We start from the raw sequence: 1,215 nt of genomic DNA on the forward strand, positions 1-1,215 counted from the left end.
TGCCCATATCCTGCCTGTAGTTTTGGTCCTCGCCGGCTCGCCGCAGTTGACGGGTCCGGCAATCCATGATGAACACCGCGACGACATTTTCCTGGGCCGCCGGGCATTGCCCCGCGGTTCGTGCCAGCTTTTAAGCGAAAAACATCCGATGGCAACCGAACGATACAATCCGCGCGCGTCAGAGCCCAAATGGCAGAAGGCCTGGGCCGAAAAGAAGCTGTTCGAGGCCGACAACGCCGATCCGAAGCCGAAATACTACGTGCTCGAGATGTTCCCCTATCCGTCGGGGCGCATCCATATCGGCCATACCCGCAACTATACGATGGGCGACGTCGTGGCGCGCTACAAGCGCGCCAAGGGTTTTAACGTGCTGCACCCGATGGGCTGGGATGCCTTCGGCATGCCGGCCGAGAACGCGGCGATGCAGAACAAGGTCCACCCCAAGGACTGGACCTATGAGAACATCGCCACCATGCGCGAGCAGCTCAAGGTCATGGGCCTGTCGCTGGACTGGGCGCGCGAGTTCGCCACCTGCGACGTCGACTACTACCACCGCCAGCAGATGCTGTTCCTCGACTTCGTCGAGAAGGGGCTGGTGACGCGCAAATCCTCCAAGGTCAACTGGGACCCGGAGGACATGACGGTGCTCGCCAACGAGCAGGTCATCGACGGTCGCGGCTGGCGCTCCGGCGCGCTGGTCGAGCAGCGGGAACTGACGCAGTGGTTCTTCAAGATCACCGACTTCGCGCAGGACCTGCTGGATTCGCTCGAAGGCCTCGACGAATGGCCGGAGAAGGTCAAGCTGATGCAGCACAACTGGATCGGCCGCTCGGAAGGGCTGCTGATCCGCTGGCCGCTGGCCAAGCCGGTCGCCGGCGAGCATGAGCTGGAGGTCTACACGACCAGGCCGGACACTATCTTCGGCGCCTCGTTCATGGCGGTCGCCGCCGACCATCCGCTGGCCAAGAAGGCTGCCGAGGATAATGTCGAGCTGGCCAAGTTCATCGACGAGGTCCGCCACATGGGCACCTCGGTGGCGGCGCTGGAGACGGCCGAGAAGAAGGGCTTCGACACCGGCATCCGCGTCGTCCATCCGTTCGACGAGAACTGGACGCTGCCGGTCTATGTCGCCAATTTCGTGCTGATGGAATACGGCACCGGCGCCATCTTCGGCTGCCCGTCCGGCGACCAGCGCGACCTCGACTTCGCCAACAA

Annotated in this window: 1 protein-coding gene; it reads left to right on the top strand. The window is 63.0% G+C overall.

All coding sequences use genetic code 11. The annotated features are described in order from the left end of the window. Positions 1 to 148: 148 nt before the first annotated feature. Positions 149 to 1,215 (top strand): class I tRNA ligase family protein (locus tag EN745_RS34955; RefSeq protein ID WP_127423327.1); only part of this gene is annotated, 1,067 nt, incomplete at its 3' end.

It is taken from the genome of Mesorhizobium sp. M4A.F.Ca.ET.022.05.2.1 (assembly GCF_003998845.1).
Lineage (GTDB): Bacteria > Pseudomonadota > Alphaproteobacteria > Rhizobiales > Rhizobiaceae > Mesorhizobium.